Below are 17,554 nucleotides of genomic sequence, written 5' to 3'. Positions count from 1 at the left end.
GGCAACGTGCTGCGCTCCCCGTCCGCCCCGACCGACCTCGCGACCCGCGCCGACATCGATCGGCTGCTGCGCCGGTTCTACGAGCGCGCGCTCGTCGATCCCGTACTCGAGGCGCCGTTCTCGACCCTGGCCGTGGTGGGTCTCGACGACCATCTGCCGACGATCGGGGACTTCTGGGAGCAGGTGCTGCTGCGCACCGGCCGGTACCGCGGCGCCCTCGTGCCGGTGCACGCCGCGCTGCACCGGCAGTACGGGCTCGACGCGGCGCGATTCGACCGCTGGGTGCGGCTGTGGAACGAGGCCGTCGACGAGTTGTTCGCCGGGACGAACGCCGACCGCGCCAAGGCGAAGGCGGCGTCGATCGCGGCGGCGCTCAGCGCGCGGCTGGATCGAGCATCGTCAGCATGAGCCGCGACGGCACGACGGCTCGTACCGCGTGCGGCAGCCGGGTGGTCATGTGCACCACCCCGCCCGGCTCGAGGTCCACGGTGCGCCCGTCGGCGGTCACCTGCAGGTGACCCGTGAGGGCCTGCAGCAGCACCGGAAACGCGGCACTGTGCTCGCGCAGTTCCTGCCCGGCGTCGAAGGCGAAGACCACTACGCGGGCCCCCTCGGCGACGAGGACACGCTGCGGGCGCGGCCGGTCCGGGTAGGGCTCGACGGCGTCGCGGACGTCGTCGAGATGCGACAGGGCGGGGGTGGCAGGTTCGGGCTGCGGCGCGGCGGGGCTCACGAGCGCAGGCTACCGCGGCTTGGTCGCGACGATTGCCCTACCGCGGCTTGGTCGCGACGATTGCCCTACCGCGGCTTGGTCGCGACGATTGCCACGGCCGCGATCGACTTTCGGTACGTCGTGAACGTCGCACGCATGCCCAGCACCCGCTTGCGGGCGTCGCCGTCGCGCAGCACGTTGCGTACGAAGCGCAGGGTGCCTAGGACGCCCTCGTCGGCGACGAACCGGGCCGGCCGCAGCAACGCCATCGGGGCGAGCCGCACGACGTCGACGCTCAGACCGGCGTCGGTGAGCAGGGTCCGCCACTCGGCGACGGTGAGCGGACGGGCGTTGACCTTGATGGAGCGGGCCAGACCCTGCCGGATCTCGGTCTTCACCGTGTCGTCGAGCTCGTCGGGCACAAGGGCGAGCTCGTGGATCGCGTACCGGCCTCCGGGGCGCAGCGTGCGCGCGGCCTCGGCGACGATGCGTGCCTTGGCGGCGTCGGTCTGCATGGTGAGCATCGCTTCGCCGACGACGACGTCGGCGCCCGCATCGGGAAGGCCCGTGGCCGCGGCGTCCGCGACGACGCAGCGGCCGCGGTCGCCGATCGCGTCGCGGGTCAACTCCGCGGCGGTCTCGTCGTGCTCGACACCGGTGTAAGAGCGCGGCGCCGAAGCCAGGATCTCCCGCGCGGTCCGCCCGAGGCCGGGAGCGAGTTCGACGACGTCGCTGCCCGCGATGCCCGCATCGGCGAGCAGCCGCGTGGTCGTGCCCGCGCCGCCGGGACGCAGCACGCGTTTGCCGAGGCGAGCGAGCAGCCAGTGGCCGGGGAGGTGGGCGGAGTCGCGTTCGGACATGGGCAGGGCAGGGGAATCGCTCATGCCCAAATGCTAAGGGAAGGCAAACCTAATTAGAAGGGGGGTCGGCGGTGTTCGATGCCCACAGCTGCGCCACCGACACGCCCACCTCGGCCAGCAGCTGTCGCACCAGGGGCAGGCCGATCCCGATCACCGACGAGGGGTCGCCCTCGACGCGCTCGACGAACCACCCGCCGAGGCTGTCGAGCGTGAACGCCCCCGCCACCTGCAGGGGCTCGCCGCTGGCCAGGTACGCCTCGAGGTCGGCGTCGGTGGGGCGGCCGAAGTGGACGGTGGTGCTGCTGTGCCCGGCGGCGCGGGCGATGACCTCACTGTCACGCAGACGCAGGACGCTGTGGCCGGTGAGTAGGTCGGCGCTGCGGCCCGCCATCGTCCGCCAGCGCTCGCGTGCGACCTCCACCGTGCCCGGCTTGCCCTGGAGCTGCCCGTCGACCAGCAGCATCGAGTCGCAGCCCACGACGAGGGTGTCGTCACCGAGACCGTCGCGCGCGAGGGTCGGCACGACGTCCGCCGCCTTGGCCCTCGCGAGTTCGGTGACCACCACTTCGGGGGCTGCGCCGGGACCGAGCTCGGCGATCAGCGCATCCTCGTCCACCGCCGAGACCCGCACGATCGGGTCGACGCCGGCCGAGCGCAGCACGGACAGCCGGGCCGGGGACGCCGACGCGAGCACCAGCCTGGCCACGATCAGCCCAGGTTCGGGTACGAGTACGGCGAGAACGGCGCCGTCCGGCGGTGCATCCGGGTGGGATCGCCCCAGGTCTCGCGCGGGCGGTCGTCCGCTGCCGGGGCGGCGGACCCGGCAGCCGCGGCGAGCACCGCGACCAGCGCGGCGACCTCGACGTCCGAGGGGTTGCCCTTGACGATCCGGATCGCGGCGGAGGTCTCGGGGGCGGCGGTCTCGGCCGCCGGAGCCGTCGACTCGGCCGCCTCTGCCGACTCGGTCGCTGCGACCTCGGTCACCTCGGTGTCGATGATGGTCTTCTCCTCAGCTACCGCAGTCACAACACACCTCCCGGGAGGCTACCGGAGGCGGCGGGCAGGGCGCGGGAGCGGGCGCGCTGCGCGTTCGAAGTCATGTCGTCCCTCTCGTGGGTCGTGGCCCGGCCGGCTCGGCGGAACCGAACCGGCCGGGATGGTCTCGGCCGTGTGGCCGTCAGAGGGGGATGTTCCCGTGCTTCTTCGACGGAAGCGTGACCATCTTGCGCTCGAGCAGCCGCAGGGCCGCCACGATCTGTCCGCGCGTGTGCGACGGCGGGATGACCGCGTCGACGTACCCGCGCTCGGCGGCGACATACGGATTCACCAGGGTGTCCTCGTACTCGTTCTGCAGCTCGAGGCGCAGCGCGTCGACGTCCTCGCCGTTCTTGGCCGCTTCGAGAAGGCGCTTGCGATAGACGAATCCGACGGCACCGGAGGCGCCCATCACGGCGATCTGCGCGGTCGGCCAGGCCAGGTTGACATCCGCACCCATGTGCTTCGAGCCCATCACGTCGTACGCGCCGCCGTAGGCCTTGCGCGTGATGACGGTGATCTTGCCGACGGTGGCCTCGCCGTACGCGTACAGCAGCTTCGCGCCGCGGCGGATGATGCCGTTGTACTCCTGCTCGGTGCCCGGCAGGAAGCCCGGCACGTCGACGAGGGTGACGATCGGGACGTTGAACGCGTCGCAGGTGCGCACGAAACGCGCGGCCTTCTCCGAGGCGTCGATGTCCAGGCAGCCCGCGAACTGGGTGGGCTGGTTGGCGACGATGCCGACGCTGCGGCCGTCGACGCGGCCGAAGCCGACGATGATGTTCTGGGCGCGCTCGGCCTGCACCTCGAGGAACTCGTCGTCGTCGAGCAGGCGACGGATCACCTCGTGCATGTCGTAGGGCTGGTTCGGCGAGTCCGGGATCAGGGTGTCGAGCTCGAGATCCTCCTCGGTGAGCGAGTCCTCGATCGAGCCGACGATCGGGTCGGTCGGTGCCGTGCGAGGCGCTGCGGCCTGATTGTTGCTCGGCAGGTACGACAGCAGATCCTTGACGTAGTCCAGGGCGTCCTGCTCGCCCTCGGCGACGTAGTGCGCGACCCCGGACTTGACCATGTGCGTGTGGGCGCCGCCGAGATCCTCCATGGTGACGTCCTCACCGGTGACGGTCTTGATGACGTCGGGTCCGGTGACGAACATCTGGCTGGTCTGGTCGACCATCACCACGAAGTCGGTCAGGGCGGGGGAGTAGACGTGTCCGCCGGCGGCCGGGCCCATGATCAGCGAGATCTGCGGGATGACGCCGGAGGCCTGCACGTTGCGGTGGAAGATCTCGCCGTAGAGGCCGAGGGAGACGACACCTTCCTGGATGCGCGCACCGGCGCCCTCGTTGATGCCGATCAGCGGACGACCGGTCCGCAGCGCGAGGTCCATGACCTTGACGATCTTCTCGCCGTAGACCTCGCCGAGGCTGCCGCCGAACACGGTCGCGTCCTGCGAGAACACGCACACGTCGCGGCCGTCGACGGTGCCGTAGCCGGTGACGACGCCGTCGCCGACCGGCCGGTTCTCGGCCAGGCCGAAGTTGGTGCTGCGATGGCGGGCAAGCTGGTCGAGCTCGACGAACGAGCCTTCGTCGAGCAGTGCTTCGATGCGCTCACGGGCCGTGAGCTTGCCCTTCGCGTGCACCTTCTCGACGGCGGCCGCACCGCTCGGGGCCTGCGCCTGAGCCTGGCGATTGCGCAGGTCCGCCAGCTTGCCGGCGGTCGTGTGGATATCGGGCGTGCTCGCCGCCTCGGGCGCGGACGGCTCCTGGACAGTGGTCATGAGCCATGAGCTTAGCGAGCGTCAGTGAGCGAGCGCGCACCGAGGCCCCGCTTGTGTTGAATCATTGAACTGAAGCTACCGGCCAGTACGTTTCGCCGCCCATCCTAGGCTGTGCGGATGCCCACCGAACCCGAACCGCAGCGTCCGCCCGTCGGCCCCGCGCCGGCGCGACACGAACTCGACGCCGAGCGGTTGCGCGCCGCCCTCGTGCGCGGCGCCGATCCCGACGCGTTCTACCGGCGCCTCGACGTGGTCACCGAGACCGCCTCCACCAACGCCGACCTGCTCGCGGCCGCCCGCGACCCCGGCACCGACCGCCGCGTGCTGCTCGCCGAGTTCCAGCACGGCGGCCGGGGCCGGCACTCGCGGGGATGGGCCGGCGTTCCCCGCGCCCAGGTGATCGTCTCGGTGCTGCTGCGCATGCCCGGCATCGACCTCGCCGATCTGGGCTGGCTGCCACTGCTGGCCGGCACCGCGACCGTCGACGCGATCCGCTCGGTCACCGGGGTGGATGCCGAGCTGAAATGGCCCAACGACGTGCTCGTCGGGGGCCGGAAAGTGGCCGGAATCCTCGCCGAGGTCGCGGGAACCCATCCCGAGCCTGTCGTGGTGGTCGGGATCGGGCTCAACGTCTCGCTCACCGAGGACGAGCTGCCGGTCCCCACCGCGACGTCGCTCGCGCTCGCCGGGGCGACCGATCTCGATCGCACCGCACTCGCCGAGGCGCTGCTGCGCGAACTCGCCCACCGCTGGCAGCAGTGGTACGTCGCGGGCTGGGACGTCACCGGGCCGGCCGCCGCCTACCGCGAACGGTGCGGCACGCTCGGCCGTCGGGTGCGAGCGGTGCTGCCCGGCGACACGGAGCTGCACGGCGTGGCGGCCGACATCGACGAGCAGGGCCGCATCGTCATCACCCCGGACGACGGCGGCGAGCCGATCGCGGTGTCGGCCGGGGACATCACCCACCTGCGCCCGGTGCCCTGACCTGCACTCGAGCACCCCGCATCCCGGCTGTGCCATCGTGTCCGGCATGGGATACCCGGAGGACGCCCTCGCCGCCGAGGAACGGCTGCTGCTGCACCGGCACCCGCACTGGAAGATGCTCATCGTCCCGGCGGCGATCTTCGTGCTCGCCACCGCACTCGCCGGCTTCCTGCTCGGCCTGAGCCAGGCCCGGCTCGACGGCTCCACCGCGAGCACCCTGACGATCGTGCTCGCGGTGGCGTGGGCGGCGATCGTCGCCTGGCAGTGCCTGGCGCCGCTCGTCGGCTGGTTGTCGACCCACTTCATCGTCACCGATCGGCGGGTTCTCGTCCGGCAGGGCGTGCTCACCCACTCCGGCATCGACATCCCGATGGGACGCATCAGCAACGTGCAGTTCCGGCACGGTCTGCTGGACCGGATCCTGCGCACCGGCACCCTCGTCATCGTCTCCGCGGCCGACGATCCGCTCGAATTCGACGACATCCCCGACGTGCAACGTGTGCATGCCCTGCTGTATCAGCAGGCGTTCCACGCCGACCCGGTGCTGGGCCGGGAGGAAAGACCCGACGGGCCGGGCCGCAAAGCCTGGTAACGCGCCGTGCGCCCGGCCCCGATCCGTACCCTGGATCCGTGACCGCAGTCCTGCTCGCCGAAGACGACGAAGCCATCGCCGCGCCCCTGTCCCGCGCGCTGGGCCGGGAGGGGTACGACGTCACCGTCGAACAGACCGGCCCCGACGCGCTCGAACGGGCGCTGTCCGGTGCGTACGAACTGCTCATCCTCGATCTCGGCCTGCCCGGCATCGACGGTCTCGAAGTGTGCCGGCAGATCCGTGCCCACCGCTCCGACCTCGCCGTCCTGATGCTCACCGCCCGCACCGACGAGGTCGACTTCGTCGTCGGTCTCGACGCCGGCGCCGACGACTACGTCGGCAAGCCCTTCCGGCTCGCCGAGCTCATGGCCCGCGTCCGGGCGCTGCTGCGCCGCCGCGGGGGTGGCGAGTCCGAGGACGTCGTCGAGGTCTCCGGGATCCGGCTCGAACGGGCGGCCCGGCGCGTGCTCGTCGACGGCTCCGAGGTCACCCTCGCCAACAAGGAATACGAACTGCTGCGGGTGCTGCTCGAGCATGCCGGCCAGGTGGTTTCCCGGGATGCCATCCTGCAGGAGGTCTGGGGCGACGCCGACCTGCGAGGTTCCAAGACCCTCGACATGCACATGTCCTGGCTGCGCCGCAAGATCGGCGACGAGGGCCCGGCCGGGGAACGACGCATCGCTACCGTCCGCGGTGTCGGCTTCCGGCTGAACACCGACTGACGGGGCCGGGGTGCGCAGCCGAATCCTGTTCGCGGTCCTCGCGGGCTCGCTGCTCGTGGCCCTGCTGCTCGGAGTCCCGCTCGCCTACACCGCCTGGCTGTTCGTCGAGGACACCGCACGCCGCGACCTGCAGGGCCGGCTCGAGCGCATGTCCGCGGAGGTCATCGCCCAGGAGGGCGCCGACGGACTGGTCGTCGGCGGACTCGACACCAGTTCCCTGCGGCTCGTCGTGCCCGACGGCGGACGCCTCCTCGTCGTCTACCCGACCCCCGAGGACGCCGCGGCCCGGCTCGACATCGGTGCCGCCACGGTGCCCGACCCCCTCGTCGAGTCCCTGTCGATGGGAACATCGGGATCCCTGCGGCTCGAGGCGCCGGCCGAGGACATGCGTCTGCTGCAGCGGCAGGTCCTCGTGGGGGTGACGCTGCTCGTGCTGCTGTCCGTGGCCGTCGGTGCCGTCGTCGCCGTCGTCACCGCGCGCCGGCTGGCCGATCCCTTGCGCGACGTCGCAGCGCGGGCGCGCCGGCTGGGCGAAGGCGACTTCCGGCCCGATCCGCGCCGGCACGGCATCCCCGAACTCGATCGCGTCTCGGACGTCCTCGATGCCGCCACCGTCGAGATCGCCGGCCGCCTGCAGCGGGAGCACGCCCTCGTCGGCGACGTCTCGCACCAGTTGCGGTCCCGGCTGACCGCGGTGCGGCTGCGTCTCGACGAGCTGTCCACCCACACCGACCCGGCCGTCGTCGAGGAAGCCGAGGAAGCGATGCGCCAGGTGGACCGGCTCACCACTGCCATCGACGAACTGGTCCGCGCGTCCCGCAACAGCGGTTCCGAGCTGCGCACCGAGGTGTCCGTCGTCGGGGAGCTGACCGGGGTGATCGCGGACTGGCGCGGCCCCTACAAGGAGGCGGGGCGGGAACTGCACCTGAGCGGAGATCCGTCGCTGCGCAGCCGGGTGACCGGATCCCGGCTCCGCGAGGCCGTCGCGGTGCTGGTCGACAACGCGCTCATGCACGGAGACGGGACGTGCACGGTGTCCGTGCGGCGGGTCTCGACCCTCGGCGGCGGATCGACCGTGTGCGTGGAGGTCACCGACGAGGGGGACGGTGTCAGCGACGAGCTGGCGCCGCACATCTTCGACCGCGGCTTCTCCGGTACCGGCTCGACCGGAGTGGGACTGGCCCTCGCCCGGGCTCTTACCGAGGCCGACGGCGGGCGCCTGGAACTGCAGCGCCGCCGGCCCGCCCTGTTCGCACTGTTCCTCGGTTCCACCCGCGACGAGTCCACCCACCCGGGGATCCGGGAACCGCGCTGAACCGGAAGTGGCTCCTGACCTGCAATGGGGGCAGGGCGGGACCCGGTCAGGAGTGTCCCAGGCCTTCCTCGGCGAACTCCTCGTGCCCGGGAACCTCGTCCCCGTCCGGATTCATCTCCTCGGGGAACACGAAGCGGCGGAAGCACCAGAACCGGAACACCATCTGCAGCAGATTGCCGATGATGTACGCGCTGACGAAGTCGGCGATGTTCTCGACGGTGAGACTGACGTCCGGCACCCGCAGGTCGAACACGTAGCTCGAGATCCACAGCGGGATGAAGCTGAGGACCACGCCGATGCCGCTGACGGCGAAGAACAGCAGTGCCTCGTGGTGCCGTTCCCGGCCGCCCCGGTTCTTGAACGACCACTCCCGGTTGAGGACGTACGAGCAGATCACCGCGATCACCCCGGCGATGACCTTGGCGGTCACCGGCTTCTCCTCGAGCACCGTGAGCTTGAGGGTGTAGAAGATGACCGAGTCGACGACGAAGGTGGTGCCACCGACGATCGCGAACTTGATCAACTCGTGGTGCCGCAGCAACAGCCCCCGGAGAGGCTCGGGGACTCGGTTCACGGCCGCATCGACGAAAGACACCCGGACGAGTCTACGAAACCGTGGCCCGAAGGCACGAACCCGCCGGTGGATTATCAGCTTTACCACAGGAACGCGGGGGTGTCGCGTGGGAGCGCGGCGCCACCCCCGGCGCCCGCTGTGACACCATGGTGAGCCGTGACCGCTACACCCCCGGACTCGGCCGCCGCGACTCCCGCCCCCGCGGCCGGTGACACCCCCTCGCACACTCCCCGCACGCTGCCCGCCGGTATGCCGGTCGTCGCGATGGTCGGCGGCGGTCAGCTCGCCCGCATGACCCATCAGGCCGCGATCGCGCTCGGCCAGACCCTGCGGGTGCTGGCCGCGAGCCCGGACGATCCGGCCGCACGGGTCAGCCCCGACGTAGTGATCGGCAGCCACACCGACCTCGACGCGTTGCGCAGTGCCGCGACCGGCGCCCACGCCTTGACGTTCGACCACGAGCATGTGCCCACCGAGCACCTCGAGGTGCTGCAGCGCGAAGGCGTCAGTGTGCAGCCGCCGCCGCAGGCCCTGATCTATGCGCAGGACAAGCTCGCGATGCGCCGGCGCCTCGCGGAGCTCGGCGCTCCGGTGCCGCCGTTCGCGGAGCTCACCTCGGTCGAGGACCTCACGGCCTTCGGCGACGAACACGGCTGGCCCGTCGTGATCAAGGCGGCCCGCGGCGGCTACGACGGTCGCGGGGTGTGGATCACCGGCGACGCGGACGAGGCGCAGCGGATCGTCGCGGAGCAACTCGCCGCCGGGGTGCCCCTCATCGCCGAAGAGAAGGTCTCGTGGCGGCGGGAGCTGTCCGCGATGGTCGCGCGCTCGCCGTTCGGGCAGGGCGCGAGCTGGCCCGTGGTCGAGACCGTGCAGCTGAACGGGCAATGCGCCGTCGTCATCGCGCCCGCCCCGAACCTGCGGGCCGACGTCGAAGCCGCCGCCGAACAGCTGGCCCTGCGCATCGCCGCCGAGCTCGGTGTGGTCGGGGTCATGGCCGTCGAGCTCTTCGAGACCGAGACCGGCGAGCTGATCGTCAACGAACTCGCGATGCGGCCGCACAACTCCGGCCACTGGGGCATGGACGGCGCCCGCACCGGCCAGTTCGAGCAGCACCTGCGTGCGGTGCTGGACTACCCGCTCGGCGACACGTCGCCGATCGCGCCGGTGACGGTGATGGCGAACGTGCTCGGCGCCCCCGAAGCGCCCGAGATGAGCATGGACGAGCGGCTGCACCACCTGTTCGCCCGGATGCCCGACGTGCATGTGCACCTCTACGGCAAGGGTGAGCGCAAGGACCGCAAGATCGGGCACGTCAACGTGCTCGGGGACGCGACCGGGTCGACCGACGACCCGCAGTACGTGGCGGCGGTGCGCGAACGCGCGGAGCGCGCGGCGCACTGGCTCTCGCACGGAGTGTGGACCGACGGATGGGATTCTCACGGTGACTGACGGAGCACAGGTCGGCCTGATCATGGGCAGCGACTCGGACTGGCCGACGATGGAGGCTGCGGCCGAGGCGCTCGTCGAGTTCGGCATCCGCTTCGAGGTGGGGGTCGTCTCGGCCCACCGCACCCCGCAGCGCATGCTCGACTACGCCCGCGACGCCGCCGGACGTGGCATCAAGGTGATCATCGCCGGTGCGGGCGGCGCCGCGCACCTGCCGGGCATGGTCGCCTCCGCGACGCCCCTTCCGGTGATCGGCGTGCCGGTGCCGCTGAAGTACCTCGACGGCATGGACTCGCTGCTGTCGATCGTGCAGATGCCCGCCGGGGTGCCCGTCGCGACCGTCTCCATCGGCGGAGCCCGCAACGCCGGGCTGCTCGCCGCCCGCATCCTCGGCGCGGCCGACCCCGCGCTGCGGGAACGGATGGAACAGTTCCAGGCGGGCCTCGAGCAGATGGTGCTCGAGAAGGACGACGCGTTGCGGCAGAAGCTGCTCGGCTGACTTCGTGTACGTACGCGCGCTTTTCGGTCGTCCGCGCTCGAAATCGAGCGCGCGGACGACCGCGCGCCGCGCGGATCGTGCTGTGCGCGCGGTGACGGCCCTGGCTCTGCTGTGGGCGCGCGCGTGGGGCGGCCGCATCGACTTCGACGACGAGTTCGGTCTCTACGTCTGCAGCGGGATGCGCGGCGGCTACGCCCGCTCGGGTACGACGATCGGCGGGGCGTTCCTCACCGGCCGGTCACCGTCGCGCCGGATCCTGCGGCACGAGGCGGTCCACGCCGATCAGTGGGCGCGGCACGGCGTCGGGTTCGCGATCCGGTATCTCCGGGAGGAGTTGCGCCGTCCCGGTGCCCGCAACCGGTTCGAGATCGAGGCCGGCCTCGCCGACGGTGGCTACACCGGCGGGGTCAACCGTCCAGACGGGCGGTGATCTTCTCGCTCTCGGCCCGCCGGTCCGTGGCTGCCGGATCCGGATTGCTCACCTGCACCAGCGATGCGCCGACGGCGAGGACGGCGAGCAGGCCCTCGATCAGTGCCTGCGGGGTGCTCCAGTCGCGGCTCGAGAGCACCCGGTCCGCACCCGTGACGCCTGCGGCCGCGGCGGCCTCCCGGGCTGCCGCCACGACCTCGTCGGCCGTGCGGCCGTCGAGCACCGGCCCGCCGTCCCCGGCGGGGCGGAACTGGTCACCGTGCACGCGCACGTGCGTCGCATAGTCGGTGACCCCCACCGGCAGGTCCGGCACGGGCCGGCCGAAGGCGTCGAGCGAGAGGACCGCGACCTCGGCAGCGTCCGCGACTTCGTCGAGACGGTCCACGGTGACCAGCGCGAGGTCCGCGTCGTCGGGTTCGAGCACCACCTCGGCACCGGCCCACCACGCGCCGAGCAGGACCGCGGCACTCTGCCAGTGGGCCGGGAGCAGGACGGCCACCCGCCCGCCGGGCAGCAGGCCGAACTCGTCGCGCACCATGTTCGCCGTCTTGGCGGCCCAGTTCGCGAGGGTGACCGCGGACAGCTCGATGCGGGCGCCGGACACATCGTCGTACCACGTGATGCGGGGGCCGGCCGGGTCGGCGGCCAGGATCGGATCGAGCAGGGTGTCGGTCAGCGTGGTCACGGCGTCCTCATCCTTCGATTCACACAGTCCTTCAGTTCACACAGCGGGGGCCCGTGGAGCCGGCATCGATCGGCGGGCCGGGTGGAACCGATGTGGGGGCGGCCCCGGCGCTCACGAGTTCCGATCCGGAGGCCACGGAGGTGACGCTCGCGTCCGCGCCCGGACCCGCGTAGTCCTCGGTGAGCACCACCCGCACCGTGCCGGCGTCGAGCGACGGGTCGGCGGCGGTGACCAGGCCGCCGAGTGCCTCGGCGACGGCACGCGCCTGGTCGGACCGGGGGTCGGCGGCGAAGACCGTCGACTCGTCCACCGCGCGGCCGGTGTGGTTGCCCACACCGCCCTCGACGAAGCCGTCACCGACGAGTGCGGCCGCAACGCGGGAGGCCAGACCGGCGACACCGCCGGCGTTCGCGACGTCCACCGTGATCGTGCCGGCCTCGACGTCCGGCGCCGGGTCGGTCGTGGACTGCGACCCGTCGTCGTCCGGATCGACGAGGTCGGCGACGAAGCTGCGCACCTCCTCCGGGTCCACCTGCACCACGGATTCGCCGTAGTCGGTCATCGCGTTGAGGTCCTGGACGGGGATCGTCGAGAACTGCACGGCGCCGCCGGCCAGGTCCTGCATCCGGGTGGCCAGGTCGAGGATGTCCCAGTCGGAATCGAGGACCACCGACCGCTGCACAGCGGCGCTGAGCTGGTTCAGCTTGGACGGGTTGCTCAGCGTCTTCGCGCTGAGCACCTTCTGCACGAGCGACGCCATGAACACCTGCTGCCGCACGATCCGGTCCAGGTCGCCGCGCGGCAGGTCGTGGCGCTGCCGGACGAAGCTCAGGGCGTCCGCACCGTCGAGGGTCTGCTCACCTGCGGGGAAGTTCGCCCCGGACAGCGGCTCGTCGACCGCGTTGTTCAGGCAGACGTCGACGCCGCCGACGGCATCGGTGAGCAGCACGAACCCGAGCAGGCCGACCTCGGCATAGTGGTCGACGGTGATGCCGGTCAGGTCGGCCACCGACTCGACCAGCGCCTCCCGGCCCGCCTGCGTGGCCGCCTTCTCGGCAGCCGCGTCGGACTCACCCGCCTCGACGAGTCGCAGCCGCTCGGTCTCCTTGGTGGCACCGAACGCGGCGTTGATCTTCGACATGCCGATGTCGGGCACCTCGACGTAGGTGTCGCGGGGGATCGAGACGGCGGTCGCCGAGGTGCCGTCGAGCGGTACCCGGATCAGGATGATCGTGTCGGTGTTGTTGGCCACTTCCTCGCCGGCCCGCAGCGCGTCGAGTTCGCGCTGGGATAGTGGATTGCCGTGGGCGTCGGTGCGGCTGTCGGTGCCCACCAGCAGGATGTCGAGGGCGCCGTCCCGGCCGTCCCCCAGGGTGAGCCCACCCACGGTGGCGAGGGAGGACCGCAGCGAATCGACACCGCGCCACGCGACGCCGGTGGCGACCAGGGTGAGCGCCGCGGCGACGGCGACGGCGATCCGCAGCGGCCGACCGCGCAGGACCCCCGATCCTCCCCCCGCGTCGCGCGCCGGAGCTCGGCGTGTGGGCGGTTCTGGCGGCACCTGGCGGTCCTCTCGTCGGGCGTCGGCGGTCGCACCCAGGCTACTGCCGAGACGGCGGCCGTTGTGGCACCCGTCGCGGCGGCGTGCCCGGCTCGTACCGGGTGACAGCCGCCGGGGCATGCCACACTCGTGCCCGTGCAGACCGTTCTCGTCACCGGGGCCCGCGGACAACTGGGCCGTCACCTGCTCGCTCGCGGCGCCGCGGGCGGCCTCCGGATCCGGGGCGTCGGGTCGGAGGAGGCGGACATCACCGATCCCGGCGCCGTGGCCGCGCTCGTCGAACCCGGCGCCGTCGTGCTCAACTGCGCCGCCTACACCGCGGTGGACGCGGCCGAGACGCATCCCGAGGACGCCGCCGCGGTCAACGAGCACGGCCCCGCCAACCTGGCCGCCGCATGCGCCGCCGCCGGCGCGCACCTGATCCACGTGTCCACCGACTACGTGTTCGCCGGCGACGGGAACCGCCCGTACCGGGTCGACGATCCGACGGGGCCCCGCACCGTCTACGGCCGGACCAAGCTCGCCGGGGAGCGGGCGGTGCTCGACCGGCTACCGGGCGCCCACGTGGTGCGCACCGCGTGGCTCTACACCGGCGACGGCAACGACTTCGTCGCCACCATGCTCCGGCTCGAACGCGAACGCGACACGGTGCGCGTCGTCGACGACCAGGTGGGCTGCCCCACCTACGCCGCCGATCTCGCCGACGGGATCCTCGAACTCGCCGCCCGCGCGGGCACGGTGCCCGGCGGGATCCTGCACGCGACGAACTCCGGGGAGGCGAGCTGGTTCGATCTCGCCCGGGCAGTGTTCGCCGAGGCGGGCGCCGACCCGAGCCGTGTGCAGCCGTGCGGCAGCGACGAGTTCGTGCGGCCCGCACCCCGTCCGGCGTACTCCGTCCTCGACGGCAGCGCATGGGCCGCCACCGGGCTGACGCCGCTGCGGCCGTGGCGGCCGGCCCTGCATGCCGCGATCGGCGCCCTACGGGCCCGGGCGTGATTCGGCGCGGCCGCGGCCGGCGGCTAAGGTGACGGCGTGAGTTCGACGCTGACCGTGGTGACGGTGACCTACTCGCCCGGTGAGCATCTGGAGCACTTCCTGACCTCGCTGACCGGCGCGACGAACCTGCCCACCCGGGTGATCCTGGCGGACAACGGGTCCACCGACGGCGCTCCGGAAGAGGCCGCCGCGCGGCACCCGAACGTGCGACTGCTGCACACCGGCGGCAACATCGGCTACGGCGGGGCCGTGAACCGGGCCGTCGCAGAGGTCGACCCGGCGGAGGAGTTCGTCGTCGTCGCCAATCCCGACGTGCGCTGGGGGCCCGGGTCGCTGGACCGGCTGCTCGAGGGGGCGCGTCGCTGGCCGCGTGCCGCGTCCCTGGGCCCGTTGATCCACGAGCCCGACGGCACCGTCTATCCGTCGGCGCGATCGGTGCCCGGGCTGGTCTCCGGCGCGGGGCACGCGCTGCTCGGCACGGTGTGGCCGAAGAACCCGTGGACGCAGCGGTACCGGCAGGAGAACGAATCCGTGTCGGAGCGGCCGGTGGGATGGCTGTCCGGCTCGTGCCTGCTGGTGCGGCGGGCGGCTTTCGACGCGGTCGACGGCTTCGACTCGCGCTATTTCATGTACATGGAGGACGTCGATCTCGGCGACCGGTTCGGCCGGGCGGGCTGGCTCAACGTGTACGTGCCCTCGGCGGAGGTCACGCACGCGAAAGGGCACGCCGCCGGCCGGCATCCCGAACTCATGCTTCCGGCCCACCACGAGAGCGCCTACCGGTTCCAGGCGGACCGGCACCCGCATCGGTGGCAGGCACCGCTGCGATGGACGCTGCGGGCCGGGCTCGCCGCCCGGTCGAGGATGTCGGTGGCCGCGGCGGCGCGCGAACGGGCGCGGACAGCCGAGGCGGGTAACACCACGGAACAGGGGACACGATGACGAACGATGCTGCGCCGCACACCGATGCGGTGATCCTGGTGGGCGGACAGGGAACCCGGCTGCGGCCGCTGACGCTGTCCGCGCCGAAGCCGATGCTGCCCACCGCCGGCGTGCCGTTCCTGACGCATCTGCTCACCCGCATCCGTGCGGCCGGCATCAAGCACGTGGTGCTCGGTACCTCGTTCAAGGCGGAGGTCTTCGAGGACTACTTCGGTGACGGCTCGGAACTGGGACTCGAGATCGAGTACGTCACCGAGGCCGAGCCGCTGGGCACCGGCGGCGGCATCCGCAATGTCCTGCCCAGGTTGCGGGCCGACAACGTTATGGTCTTCAACGGTGACGTTCTCGGTGGAACGGATCTCGGCGCGGTGCTCGACACCCACCTGCGCACCGACGCCGACGTGACGCTGCATCTGGTGCGCGTGGGCGACCCGCGCGCGTTCGGGTGTGTGCCCACCGACGAGGAAGGCCGGGTCACCGCGTTCCTGGAGAAGACGCAGGATCCGCCGACGGACCAGATCAACGCAGGCTGCTACGTCTTCAAGCGCGAGATCATCGAGTCGATCCCCGAGGGTCGTCCGGTGTCCGTCGAACGTGAGGTCTTTCCGTCTCTGCTGGCGGAGGGCAGGCGGGTGTACGGGCACGTCGACGCGGCCTACTGGCGGGATATGGGCACACCGGAGGACTTCGTGCGGGGCTCGGCCGATCTGGTGCGGGGTATCGCGCCGTCGCCGGCCCTCGGTGGGCAGCGGGGCGAATCCCTCGTCCATCCCGGTGCCTCCGTCGCGCCCGGCGCCCTGCTGATCGGTGGCACGGTCGTCGGCCGCGGTGCCGAGATCGGTGCCGGCGCGCGTCTGGACGGTGCGGTGATCTTCGACGGCGCGCGGGTCGAGGCCGGTGCAGTGATCGAGCGGTCCATCATCGGATTCGGGGTCCGCGTCGGCCCCCGCGCCCTGATCCGCGACGGCGTCATCGGCGACGGTGCCGACATCGGGGCGCGCTGCGAGCTGCTGCGTGGCGCCCGGGTCTGGCCCGGGGTGCAGATCCCCGACGGCGGGATCCGTTTCAGCACCGACGTATAGCACGGGGGGATCCACAGTGAAGTTCGAACGGTATGTGGCACTGGGGGATTCGTTCACCGAAGGCGTCGGGGACCCGGATCCGGCCCGGCCCAACGGGTTGCGGGGCTGGGCGGATCTCGTCGCCGAGGAACTCGCCCGCGACAACCCGGGATTCGGATACGCCAATCTCGCCGTGCGCGGACGACTGCTGCGCCCGATCCTCGACGAGCAGCTCGACGCGGCCGTGGCGATGCGGCCCGACCTGGTGACGATCTATGCCGGCGGCAACAACCTGATGCGCCCGAAGCTCGATCTCGACGCGCTGGCCGCCGAGTACGACGAGGCGGTCGGCAAGCTCGCTGCGACGGGTGCCCGGGTGCTCGTGTGGACGGCCTACGACGGCAGCTGGGCGCCGGTGTTCCGGATCCTGCGCGGGCGCTGGGCCGTCTACAACGAGCTCGTCCGCGAGATCGCCGACCGGCACGGTGCGACGATCGTCGACTTCTGGCGTTTCGCGGAGTACCGCGACTTGCGGATGTGGGATTTCGACCGGCTCCACATGTCGTCGGCCGGGCACCGGAACATGGCGATCCGCGTGCTCGATCTCCTCGGTGCGGCACACACGCTCACTCCGGCCGAGTTCGAGGCCGCGCCGGTGGTGTCCGCGGCGAAACGGGCCGAGGACCGCCGGTGGGCGCGGGAATTCCTGGTTCCCTGGCTCGGGCGGCGCGTGCGCGGCACGTCCTCCGGGGACGGTGTCGCGCCGAAACGCCCCACGCTGCAACCGGTCTAACCGGCCGCCCGGAAGCGTGCGCCCGCGAGAGCGAGCAGGTGCCCGAGGGTGTCGTGCTCGGCCTCGGGCGGCAGCGCGTCGACGGGCCACCACCGCAGGTCCGTCGATTCCGTGCTCCGGACGGGTACGGCTCCCGGTGGCGCGACGACGAGGAACCGCAGGTCGAGGTGCCGGGTCGGGCGGCCGAGCGAGCAGGTGATCGGGTGGGTGTGCGCCGAGAGCAGTTCCGGGTCGATGGTCAGAGCCGCGATTCCGGACTCCTCGGTCGCCTCCCGCATCGCCGCGTCGACGACCGTCTCGTCGGATTCCTCGCAGTGCCCACCGAGCTGGATCCATCGTCCCACCCGGGGATGCAGGGTCAGCAGCACGTGCCGCCGGTCGGCATCGAGCACGAGCGACGACGCCGTGACGTGTCCCGGGACGTGCCGGCGCAGACATCCCTCGGGGGCGGCGTCGAGAAATGCGAGCATGGTGTGCCGCAGCGACTCCGCGTCCGCCGAATCGGTCCGCCAGGTCTGCAGCCGGTCGACGGCCGAGGCGTGCAGCGTGGACGCGGTCATC

21 protein-coding genes are annotated in these 17,554 nt (G+C 71.8%); 12 read left to right on the top strand and 9 right to left on the bottom strand.

Annotation, left to right across the window (positions count from 1 at the left end; all coding sequences use genetic code 11):
* The first annotated feature begins 6 nt into the window (after positions 1–6).
* A complete protein-coding gene (locus AC2IPW_RS16240) occupies positions 7–408 on the top strand; it encodes a group III truncated hemoglobin (protein WP_486375199.1) in 402 nt (133 codons plus the stop codon).
* On the opposite strand, the gene AC2IPW_RS16235 is transcribed toward AC2IPW_RS16240, so the two are convergent.
* The 5 genes from AC2IPW_RS16235 to AC2IPW_RS16215 form a co-directional block, all read right to left on the bottom strand.
* Complete coding sequence (locus tag AC2IPW_RS16235; protein WP_054372180.1) at positions 374–733, bottom strand: cupin domain-containing protein; 360 nt, start codon at positions 731–733, stop codon at positions 374–376. The two genes, AC2IPW_RS16240 and AC2IPW_RS16235, sit on opposite strands and share 35 nt — an antisense overlap.
* 65 nt (positions 734–798) lie before the next feature.
* Positions 799–1,596, bottom strand: coding sequence for a class I SAM-dependent methyltransferase (locus tag AC2IPW_RS16230; protein WP_486375198.1), 798 nt, complete (start codon positions 1,594–1,596; stop codon positions 799–801).
* Between the two features lie 25 nt (positions 1,597–1,621).
* The gene (locus AC2IPW_RS16225; protein WP_486375197.1) at positions 1,622–2,278 is read right to left on the bottom strand and encodes a Maf family protein; all 657 of its coding nucleotides are present in this window, start codon (positions 2,276–2,278) and stop codon (positions 1,622–1,624) included.
* A 2-nt stretch (positions 2,279–2,280) separates the two neighbouring features.
* Positions 2,281–2,598, bottom strand: a complete 318-nt coding sequence (locus tag AC2IPW_RS16220; protein ID WP_486375196.1) for an acyl-CoA carboxylase epsilon subunit — start codon at positions 2,596–2,598, stop codon at positions 2,281–2,283.
* A 151-nt stretch (positions 2,599–2,749) separates the two neighbouring features.
* A complete protein-coding gene (locus tag AC2IPW_RS16215) occupies positions 2,750–4,390 on the bottom strand; it encodes an acyl-CoA carboxylase subunit beta (RefSeq protein ID WP_486375195.1) in 1,641 nt (546 codons plus the stop codon).
* Between the two features lie 117 nt (positions 4,391–4,507).
* Here AC2IPW_RS16215 and AC2IPW_RS16210 point away from each other — a divergent pair, with 117 nt between their 5' ends.
* The 4 genes from AC2IPW_RS16210 to AC2IPW_RS16195 are packed head-to-tail and all read left to right on the top strand — an operon-like array spanning position 4,508 to position 8,003.
* Complete coding sequence (locus AC2IPW_RS16210) at positions 4,508–5,374, top strand: biotin--[acetyl-CoA-carboxylase] ligase (RefSeq protein WP_486375194.1); 867 nt, start codon at positions 4,508–4,510, stop codon at positions 5,372–5,374.
* A 46-nt stretch (positions 5,375–5,420) separates the two neighbouring features.
* Positions 5,421–5,966 (top strand): PH domain-containing protein, encoded by a 546-nt coding sequence (locus tag AC2IPW_RS16205; protein ID WP_416061385.1) that lies wholly within the window; start codon positions 5,421–5,423, stop codon positions 5,964–5,966.
* A gap of 38 nt (positions 5,967–6,004) precedes the next feature.
* Positions 6,005–6,688: a response regulator transcription factor gene (locus tag AC2IPW_RS16200; protein WP_054372187.1), complete on the top strand. Its 684-nt coding sequence runs from the start codon at positions 6,005–6,007 to the stop codon at positions 6,686–6,688.
* A gap of 10 nt (positions 6,689–6,698) precedes the next feature.
* Complete coding sequence (locus AC2IPW_RS16195) at positions 6,699–8,003, top strand: sensor histidine kinase (RefSeq protein ID WP_054372188.1); 1,305 nt, start codon at positions 6,699–6,701, stop codon at positions 8,001–8,003.
* Positions 8,004–8,049: 46 nt separating this feature from the next.
* Here the strand turns inward: AC2IPW_RS16195 and AC2IPW_RS16190 are convergent, their stop codons facing one another.
* Positions 8,050–8,598 (bottom strand): GtrA family protein, encoded by a 549-nt coding sequence (locus AC2IPW_RS16190; RefSeq protein ID WP_054372189.1) that lies wholly within the window; start codon positions 8,596–8,598, stop codon positions 8,050–8,052.
* A 135-nt stretch (positions 8,599–8,733) separates the two neighbouring features.
* Between AC2IPW_RS16190 and AC2IPW_RS16185 the strand changes: the two genes are divergently transcribed.
* The 3 genes from AC2IPW_RS16185 to AC2IPW_RS16175 all read left to right on the top strand — a co-directional run bounded on the left by AC2IPW_RS16185 (position 8,734) and on the right by AC2IPW_RS16175 (position 10,955).
* On the top strand, positions 8,734–10,029 hold the full coding sequence (locus AC2IPW_RS16185) for a 5-(carboxyamino)imidazole ribonucleotide synthase (protein WP_486375193.1): 1,296 nt from the start codon (positions 8,734–8,736) through the stop codon (positions 10,027–10,029).
* Positions 10,022–10,525, top strand: a complete 504-nt coding sequence (gene purE, locus AC2IPW_RS16180; RefSeq protein ID WP_274521200.1) for a 5-(carboxyamino)imidazole ribonucleotide mutase — start codon at positions 10,022–10,024, stop codon at positions 10,523–10,525. The genes AC2IPW_RS16185 and purE overlap by 8 nt, the downstream gene beginning before the upstream one ends.
* Before the next feature lie 82 nt (positions 10,526–10,607).
* Entirely contained in the window at positions 10,608–10,955 is a 348-nt protein-coding gene (locus tag AC2IPW_RS16175) for a hypothetical protein (RefSeq protein ID WP_003939091.1), read from the top strand.
* Here the strand turns inward: AC2IPW_RS16175 and AC2IPW_RS16170 are convergent.
* Together AC2IPW_RS16170 and AC2IPW_RS16165 are read right to left on the bottom strand one after the other, a co-directional pair.
* Positions 10,933–11,640, bottom strand: coding sequence for a TIGR03089 family protein (locus tag AC2IPW_RS16170; protein WP_486375192.1), 708 nt, complete (start codon positions 11,638–11,640; stop codon positions 10,933–10,935). The genes AC2IPW_RS16175 and AC2IPW_RS16170 overlap by 23 nt on opposite strands.
* A gap of 31 nt (positions 11,641–11,671) precedes the next feature.
* Positions 11,672–13,201, bottom strand: a complete 1,530-nt coding sequence (locus tag AC2IPW_RS16165; protein WP_416061382.1) for an LCP family protein — start codon at positions 13,199–13,201, stop codon at positions 11,672–11,674.
* A 135-nt stretch (positions 13,202–13,336) separates the two neighbouring features.
* Between AC2IPW_RS16165 and rfbD the strand changes: the two genes are divergently transcribed.
* The 4 genes from rfbD to AC2IPW_RS16145 are packed head-to-tail and all read left to right on the top strand — an operon-like array spanning position 13,337 to position 16,993.
* Entirely contained in the window at positions 13,337–14,197 is an 861-nt protein-coding gene (rfbD, locus tag AC2IPW_RS16160; protein WP_416061381.1) for a dTDP-4-dehydrorhamnose reductase, read from the top strand.
* 36 nt (positions 14,198–14,233) lie between these two features.
* Positions 14,234–15,139 (top strand): glycosyltransferase family 2 protein, encoded by a 906-nt coding sequence (locus AC2IPW_RS16155; RefSeq protein WP_054374216.1) that lies wholly within the window; start codon positions 14,234–14,236, stop codon positions 15,137–15,139.
* Entirely contained in the window at positions 15,136–16,221 is a 1,086-nt protein-coding gene (gene manB, locus AC2IPW_RS16150) for a mannose-1-phosphate guanylyltransferase (RefSeq protein ID WP_010594761.1), read from the top strand. Before AC2IPW_RS16155 ends, manB begins: the two co-directional genes overlap by 4 nt.
* A 16-nt stretch (positions 16,222–16,237) precedes the next feature.
* Complete coding sequence (locus AC2IPW_RS16145; RefSeq protein WP_289381647.1) at positions 16,238–16,993, top strand: SGNH/GDSL hydrolase family protein; 756 nt, start codon at positions 16,238–16,240, stop codon at positions 16,991–16,993.
* Here the strand turns inward: AC2IPW_RS16145 and AC2IPW_RS16140 are convergent.
* Positions 16,990–17,553, bottom strand: coding sequence for an NUDIX hydrolase (locus tag AC2IPW_RS16140; RefSeq protein WP_486375191.1), 564 nt, complete (start codon positions 17,551–17,553; stop codon positions 16,990–16,992). The genes AC2IPW_RS16145 and AC2IPW_RS16140 overlap by 4 nt on opposite strands.
* Position 17,554: the final 1 nt, after the last annotated feature.

This window comes from Rhodococcus sp. NS-SX18, from assembly GCF_057367935.1.
This window is presented reverse-complemented; position numbering and strand designations above follow the sequence as displayed.

What these genes read in the sequence shown, in the direction of transcription:
- AC2IPW_RS16230 (WP_486375198.1), bottom strand. Translation starts at nt 1,596, where the DNA reads ATGAGCGATTCCCCTGCCCTGCCCATGTCCGAACGCGACTCCGCCCAC.
- AC2IPW_RS16215 (WP_486375195.1), bottom strand. Translation starts at nt 4,390, where the DNA reads ATGACCACTGTCCAGGAGCCGTCCGCGCCCGAGGCGGCGAGCACGCCC.
- AC2IPW_RS16210 (WP_486375194.1), top strand. Translation starts at nt 4,508, where the DNA reads ATGCCCACCGAACCCGAACCGCAGCGTCCGCCCGTCGGCCCCGCGCCG.
- AC2IPW_RS16205 (WP_416061385.1), top strand. Translation starts at nt 5,421, where the DNA reads ATGGGATACCCGGAGGACGCCCTCGCCGCCGAGGAACGGCTGCTGCTG.
- manB (WP_010594761.1), top strand. Translation starts at nt 15,136, where the DNA reads ATGACGAACGATGCTGCGCCGCACACCGATGCGGTGATCCTGGTGGGC.
- AC2IPW_RS16140 (WP_486375191.1), bottom strand. Translation starts at nt 17,553, where the DNA reads ATGACCGCGTCCACGCTGCACGCCTCGGCCGTCGACCGGCTGCAGACC.